6 protein-coding genes are annotated in these 6,181 nt (G+C 57.1%); 2 read left to right on the forward strand and 4 right to left on the reverse strand.

All coding sequences use genetic code 11. The annotated features are described in order from the left end of the window. The 4 genes from ACZAHD_RS20805 to ACZAHD_RS20820 form a co-directional block, all read right to left on the reverse strand. On the reverse strand, positions 1 to 1,101 hold a 1,101-nt coding region (locus tag ACZAHD_RS20805; protein WP_462458453.1), incomplete at its 3' end, for an ABC transporter permease subunit. A gap of 152 nt (positions 1,102 to 1,253) precedes the next feature. After that, on the reverse strand, positions 1,254 to 2,525 hold the full coding sequence (gene urtA, locus ACZAHD_RS20810) for an urea ABC transporter substrate-binding protein (RefSeq protein ID WP_462458449.1): 1,272 nt from the start codon (positions 2,523 to 2,525) through the stop codon (positions 1,254 to 1,256). Positions 2,526 to 2,700: 175 nt separating this feature from the next. Further along, positions 2,701 to 3,804, reverse strand: coding sequence for a cobalamin-independent methionine synthase II family protein (locus tag ACZAHD_RS20815; protein WP_462458450.1), 1,104 nt, complete (start codon positions 3,802 to 3,804; stop codon positions 2,701 to 2,703). A gap of 191 nt (positions 3,805 to 3,995) precedes the next feature. Beyond that, the gene (locus ACZAHD_RS20820) at positions 3,996 to 4,388 is read right to left on the reverse strand and encodes a rhodanese-like domain-containing protein (protein WP_462458451.1); all 393 of its coding nucleotides are present in this window, start codon (positions 4,386 to 4,388) and stop codon (positions 3,996 to 3,998) included. Positions 4,389 to 4,456: 68 nt separating this feature from the next. Between ACZAHD_RS20820 and ftrA the strand changes: the two genes are divergently transcribed. Next, positions 4,457 to 5,470 carry a transcriptional regulator FtrA gene (gene ftrA, locus ACZAHD_RS20825; RefSeq protein ID WP_462458452.1) on the forward strand — a complete coding sequence of 338 codons (1,014 nt, stop codon included), beginning with the start codon at positions 4,457 to 4,459 and terminating at the stop codon, positions 5,468 to 5,470. A 415-nt stretch (positions 5,471 to 5,885) separates the two neighbouring features. Continuing rightward, positions 5,886 to 5,981: a protein MgtS gene (gene mgtS / locus ACZAHD_RS20830; RefSeq protein WP_004102377.1), complete on the forward strand. Its 96-nt coding sequence runs from the start codon at positions 5,886 to 5,888 to the stop codon at positions 5,979 to 5,981. Positions 5,982 to 6,181 lie beyond the last annotated feature (200 nt).

Genomic DNA, 6,181 nt, shown 5'->3' on the forward strand with positions numbered 1-6,181 from the left:
CAGGCGGTTCCACGGCAGGATCAGGTTCGGCAAAACCTGCAGACCGCCGGAGAGCCAGGCCGGGTTTGCCACTTCCAGGTTCTGGGCACCGAACAGCATGCGTACCAGTTGGATCAGCATCAGACTAATCCCCCAGGTGGCCAGCAACGTTTCCAGCGGACGACCATAGAGATGACGAATGATGGTGCGTTCCAGCGCCATGCCGATACCACCGGTTATCAGGAAGGCGACCGGCAGGGCGATCAGCGGATAAAAAGCCAGCCACTGTGGCGCCAGTTGAGCCAGCGCCTGCTGCACCAGCCAGCAGCTGTAGGCGCCGATCATCAGCATCTCACCATGCGCCATATTAATGACGCCCAGCAGCCCGTAGGTAATGGCCAGCCCCAGCGCTGCCAGCAGCAAAACCGACCCCAGCGACAGCCCCATAAACGCCTGCCCGAGAATATCGCCGAGCAGCAGACGCTGTTTAATCTGCTTCAGGCTGTTTGCCGCCGCCTCGCGCACGCGGGCGTCAGGCTCATGCTGCAGATCGGTATACGGTATCAGCAGTGCCTGAGTTTCCGGATCCACGGAGTGGCCAAGCCGCTCAACGGCGGCCAGCCGGCTGGCGCTGTCGGGGCTGGCAAGCTGCAGACGGGCCAGCGCAATTTCCAGCTGCGTTTTAACGCCTGCATCGGTTTCAACCGCCAGCCGTTGTTGCAACAACCCCGCCATTTCCGGCGTAGCTTCCCTCTGCAGCGTTCTGGCGGCTGCAATCCTTTCAGTGACACTGTCACTGACCAACAGATGAGTGGCCAACGCCCCGGCGACCAGATTACGCAGGCGATTGGTGAGGCGAACCGGTTTTGTCGCTCCTTGTGGAGAGTGCGCAGCCCCCAGCGACTGCTGCTGGCTGAAGGCGTGACCGCTATCGTCCGCCACCAGGGTTTCCGCTTTCAACGCCCGCAGCAACGGCAGGCGTTGTGCCTCCGGCGCGGCAGCCCACTGTTCCAGCAGTTGCGCTTGCTGGGTGCGGTTGGCCGCCACAAAATCATCCGCGTCCGCTGCCTGCGCCCGCCACGGCAGTATCATCACCAGTAGCGCGAGGTAATACCCCAACATGCGCCATGTGCTCATGAGAATCTCCTTGGGTCATTTCCCCGTTAACGCTAACGAGGGTAGCGCGGGAGTCCGGGACATCCCGGTGGCGCTGGCGCTTATCGGGGCTACTAAATGTAGCCCCGGCAAAACATTCGCGCCCGGGAGAGAGGCGCTTAATTAGCGGCGGTTTTTACCGGATGATCGGGTTTCTTATCGTTGCCCGCAATCCACGGGCTCCACGGCTGGGCGCGCACCGGTTTATCGGTCTGCCAGACGACGTTGAACTGCCCGTTACTTTCGATTTCGCCAATCATCACCGGTTTGTGCAGATGGTGATTGGTCGCATCCATGGTCAGAGTAAAGCCTGATGGTGCCTTGAAGGTTTGGCCAGCCATCGCTGCCCGTACCTTATCGACATTGGTGGTCCCTGCTTTGGTGACCGCCTGGGCCCACATGTGCAGCCCAACCCAGGTAGCTTCCATCGGATCGTTAGTCACCACGGTGTCGGCGTTTGGCAGCTTGTGGGCTTTGGCATAGGCGCGGTAATCCGCCACGAACTTTTTATTCGTAGGGTTATCGACCGATTCAAAGTAGTTCCACGCAGCCAGGTTCCCCACCAGAGGTTTGGTGTCAATCCCGCGGAGCTCCTCTTCGCCTACCGAGAAAGCCACCACCGGCACATCGGTCGCCTTCAGCCCCTGGTTTGCCAGCTCTTTATAGAACGGGACGTTGGAATCGCCGTTGATGGTCGAAACCACCGCCGTTTTGCCGCCAGCGGAGAATTTTTTGATGTTGGCAACGATAGTCTGGTAATCGCTGTAACCGAACGGGGTATAGACCTCTTCGATGTCCTTATCCTGGATCCCTTTTGCATGCAGGAATGCGCGCAGAATTTTGTTGGTGGTACGCGGATAGACGTAATCGGTGCCCAGCAGGAAGAAGCGTTTCGCCCCGCCGCCATCTTCGCTCAGCAGGTATTCCACCGCCGGGATCGCCTGCTGATTCGGCGCCGCGCCGGTATAGAAGACGTTTGGCGACATCTCTTCGCCTTCGTACTGCACCGGATAGAACAGCAGGCCGTTGAGCTCTTCAAAAACCGGCAGCACCGATTTGCGCGAGACCGATGTCCAGCAGCCAAAGACCACCGCCACTTTGTCCTGGGTCAGCAGTTGGCGGGCTTTTTCCGCGAACAGTGGCCAGTTTGACGCGGGATCAACCACCACCGGCTCAAGCTTTTTCCCCAGCACTCCACCTTTGGCGTTAATGTCGTCAATCGCCATCAGGGCAACGTCTTTCAACGGTGTTTCAGAAATCGCCATGGTCCCGGAGAGCGAATGCATAATCCCGACTTTAATGGTGTCGGCAGCATAAACCTGGAAAGAGTAGCCCATAAGAACGGTAGAGGCGGAGAGTGCAAAAGCTTTTAATAACGTTCGACGCTGCATGATTCACTCCTGAAAATCGTAAAGACGAAAAATGAATGAACGACTAACCGAAAGTGATTAGGCAAAAACAGTGCCAGGTTATCTGATGACAGGAAAGCGCGCAGCGACGGCGCGGGCGTATAACAGAACGGCAGCGTTGCCTTAAAACGGTGCAACGCTGCGCTATGACGAGCGGTTACCAGACCTGAGCGGCAATACCGGTGACCAGGCGGACTTTATCCCACTGCTGGGCTTCCGTCAGCGCGTTCCCCTCTTCGGTTGAGGCGAAGCCACACTGCGGACTGAGGCAAATCTGCTCTAGCGCGACATACTGCGCGGCCTCCTGCAGACGGGCTTTCACTCCCTGCGGGTTTTCCAGATCGCCGTTTTTGGTGGTGATTAATCCCAGCACCACCTGCTGCTTGCCCGGGCGGATAAAGCGCAGCGGGGCGAAATCGCCGGAGCGGTCGTTATCATATTCCAGGAAGAACGCGTCGACGTTGACCCCGCCAAACAGCACCTCTGCAACCGGCTCATAGCCGCCTTCCGAGATCCAAGTGGAACGGAAGTTACCACGACAAACGTGCAGACCGATGGTCAAATCGTCCGGTTTACCTTCCAGAGCCTTATTCAGCACCCGGGCATACGTTTTTGCCAGCTGGTCAGGATCGTCGCCGCGATCGCGCACCTGCTGACGCTGTTCATCGGAGCACAGATAAGCCCAGACGGTATCGTCAAGCTGCAGATAGCGGCAGCCGGCATCATAGAAGGCGCGGATGGCATCGCGCCAGGTCGTCGCCAGATCGTCGAAATAGTCGGCAAGATCCGGATAAACCGTGGCATCAATATCTTTACGTCCGCCACGGAAGTGGAGGACGCTCGGGCTTGGAATGGTCATCTTCGGCTGTGCTTCGCCGCTGACGCTTTTCAGGTAACGAAAATCTTCCAGCATCGGATGGTCGCCAAACGCCAGTTTGCCGATGACGCGAACGCCGTGTGCTTTGGTCTGCACGCCGTTGAACTGGATCCCTTTGTCAGAATCGTAGCGTTCGACACCTTCTAAGCCATCGAAGAAATCGAAGTGCCACCACGCGCGGCGAAATTCCCCGTCGGTCACCACGTGTAGCCCGCAATCGCACTGCTGCTTAACCAACTGGCGAATAGCATCATTTTCAATCTGACGCAGTTGCTGTGCATCTATGGCACCTTCGGCAAGCTGCTGACGCGCGACTTTTATTGCATCCGGACGTAAAAAACTGCCGACGATATCTGCGCGGAACGGGGCCTGTTGACGTTGCATGGAGTCTCCTTAGCGGTAAGCACAATTAGTTGCCTGCCGTGATAGTTCATTATTTGAATTTTAGACTTCTGGATGGCTATGCGTCCAGATACTGTCATGCACTGCCGTCCGCGGCAAACGAGAAAATTTCACTGGACATGAAATAAATTCATTTAGCGGTCGGCTAACCGCAGGAAACCGACCGCAGCGAGTTAGCCGGCGAAAGGCAGTCCCTCATCCTGCCATCCGGTGAGGCCACCGAGCATCATTTTCACCGGACGCCCCAGTTCAGCCAGCTTGAGCGCGGCAATATCCGCCCCGTTACAATGTGGGCCAGCGCAATAGACGACGAACAGCGTCCCGGCTGGCCACTCGCTCATTCGGGCGGCATCAATCAGGCGATGCGGCAAATGCAGCGCCCCTGGCAGATGCCGTCGGGCAAAGGTCTCCGCACTACCGACGACGTGCAGCAGGACAAAATCGCACGGCCCGTCGCGCATTGCGCTGTAAACATCCGCGCAGTCGGTTTCAAAACTCAGTTTATGCCGAAACCAGGCGGCAGCGTCGACGGAGGTGGCTGGGGTAAAAGCAGTTACAACACTCATGGCGTATTCTCCTTGTCTGTGGTACCACTAATTTAATGAATCCGCCTACTTATCCTCTGCGGGCAACCATGACAGAAAACGTTGAAATCCTGACAAATCCTCCCGTGACGTTGTCACACCATCGGGTCATTGTGCTGGCCTACGATGGCCTGTGCACCTTTGAGTTTGGTATCGCAGTGGAGATCTTTGGCCTTCCCCGCCCGGAGATGGGCGATCGCTGGTACCAGTTCGCGGTTGCCGCCGTCGATGACGGTGAGCTGCGGGCTACCGGCGGTATCCGGCTGATGACCGATGGCGGCATGAATTTACTTCACGATGCGCAGACTATCGTGGTTCCCGGCTGGCGCGGGATCGATGCGCCGGTCCCGGCGGCACTGTGTGATGCCTTAGCCGCCGCGCATATGCGCGGTTGCCGGATTATCTCAATCTGCTCTGGCGTATTTGTCCTCGCGGCGGCCGGGTTACTCAATGGCCGCAGAGCGACAACGCACTGGCGATATACGGAAAATCTGCGCCAGCGCTTCCCGCTGATTGACGTGGTCGCCGATGTGCTGTACGTGGGTTCTGACGGCATCATGACCTCTGCGGGCAGCGCCGCCGGCATCGATCTGTGTCTGCACCTTGTACGTGAGGATTATGGAATTGACGCCGCCAATACCGTGGCCAGGCGACTGGTTGTCTCTCCGCACCGCGACGGCGCGCAGGCGCAGCAGGTTATCCGGCCTGTCGCCCAGGCGCGGGAAAGTCAGCGCCTGGGGCTGGTCTTTGATTATCTGCATCAGCATCTTGCCGCCAGCCATACCGTGGCGTCGCTGGCACAGCAGGCAGGAATGAGTCCACGCACGTTTTTACGCCGTTTTCAGGCGGCGACCGGTAAGACCCCTGCCCGCTGGCTGCTGGATGAGCGGTTGCAGCGCGCCCAACAGCATCTTACCCATAGCCGCATCAGCATCGATAAAATCGCCGAACTCAGCGGGTTCGCCGATGCTGGTACCCTGCGCCACCATTTTCGCCAGCAGTTCGCTATCAGCCCGTCCGCGTACCGGAAGAAATTTTCTGCCGCTGCGGTTGTAAAATCGTAACAGGCGATCACCATGGTTTTCACCTTGCGGCTTTCAGGCAAAGATCTTCAGATGAAATAAGAGGGTCGTTCTGTATAAAGAGGGCATTCTGGGGGGAGCATGTTTTTGGCGAAGCGAAAGCTGACCCGGAGAAAATGAACCGTTTTCCTCACTCAGTGCATGCCGTGCCGGGAAGGTAAACGATGTCCGTGGCGCGCCGCAGAACCGGAGTGCTCCGATCGCACGAGGTCAGGCTGTTCGTCCTTGAACCTCCACGCTAACCACTCACCACCCTGTTGATTTCACGCTGAAAAAGTTTTCCTTGTTAATTATTTGTTTAAGTTGACCAGGTTATTCTCTATGCAACAACCGTACACCACGTTTAATAAGGACCGCTTAGCGCACACTAGTCAATAATCAATAATGGAGGTTAATCATGCTGGGAAATATGCATGTATTCATGGCAGTACTGGGAACAATTCTGTTCTTTGGTTTTCTTGCCGCGTATCTAAGCCACAAATGGGATGACTGATGAACGACGATAATCCCCACCCGTAACCGCCCCCTGCTGCTGACTGCACCAGGGGGCGTTCCGCTTTTCGCTTCCCGATCATCGTTTTACCTGGTTTTCACCGTTTACCCCCGGCTCCTGATTGCAACCAGCCGTTGCTGACCAGCACTACGCACTCAACACATCGTCCAGCTACGGACAACCATTTTCCCCTAATCTGC

This window comes from Raoultella sp., assembly GCF_039594335.1.
Lineage (GTDB): Bacteria > Pseudomonadota > Gammaproteobacteria > Enterobacterales > Enterobacteriaceae > Klebsiella.

Excerpts from the sequence above, each read along its gene's own strand:
- urtA (WP_462458449.1), bottom strand. The coding sequence starts at position 2,525 with ATGCAGCGTCGAACGTTATTAAAAGCTTTTGCACTCTCCGCCTCTACC.
- ACZAHD_RS20815 (WP_462458450.1), bottom strand. The coding sequence starts at position 3,804 with ATGCAACGTCAACAGGCCCCGTTCCGCGCAGATATCGTCGGCAGTTTT.
- ACZAHD_RS20820 (WP_462458451.1), bottom strand. The coding sequence starts at position 4,388 with ATGAGTGTTGTAACTGCTTTTACCCCAGCCACCTCCGTCGACGCTGCC.
- ftrA (WP_462458452.1), top strand. The coding sequence starts at position 4,457 with ATGACAGAAAACGTTGAAATCCTGACAAATCCTCCCGTGACGTTGTCA.
- mgtS (WP_004102377.1), top strand. The coding sequence starts at position 5,886 with ATGCTGGGAAATATGCATGTATTCATGGCAGTACTGGGAACAATTCTG.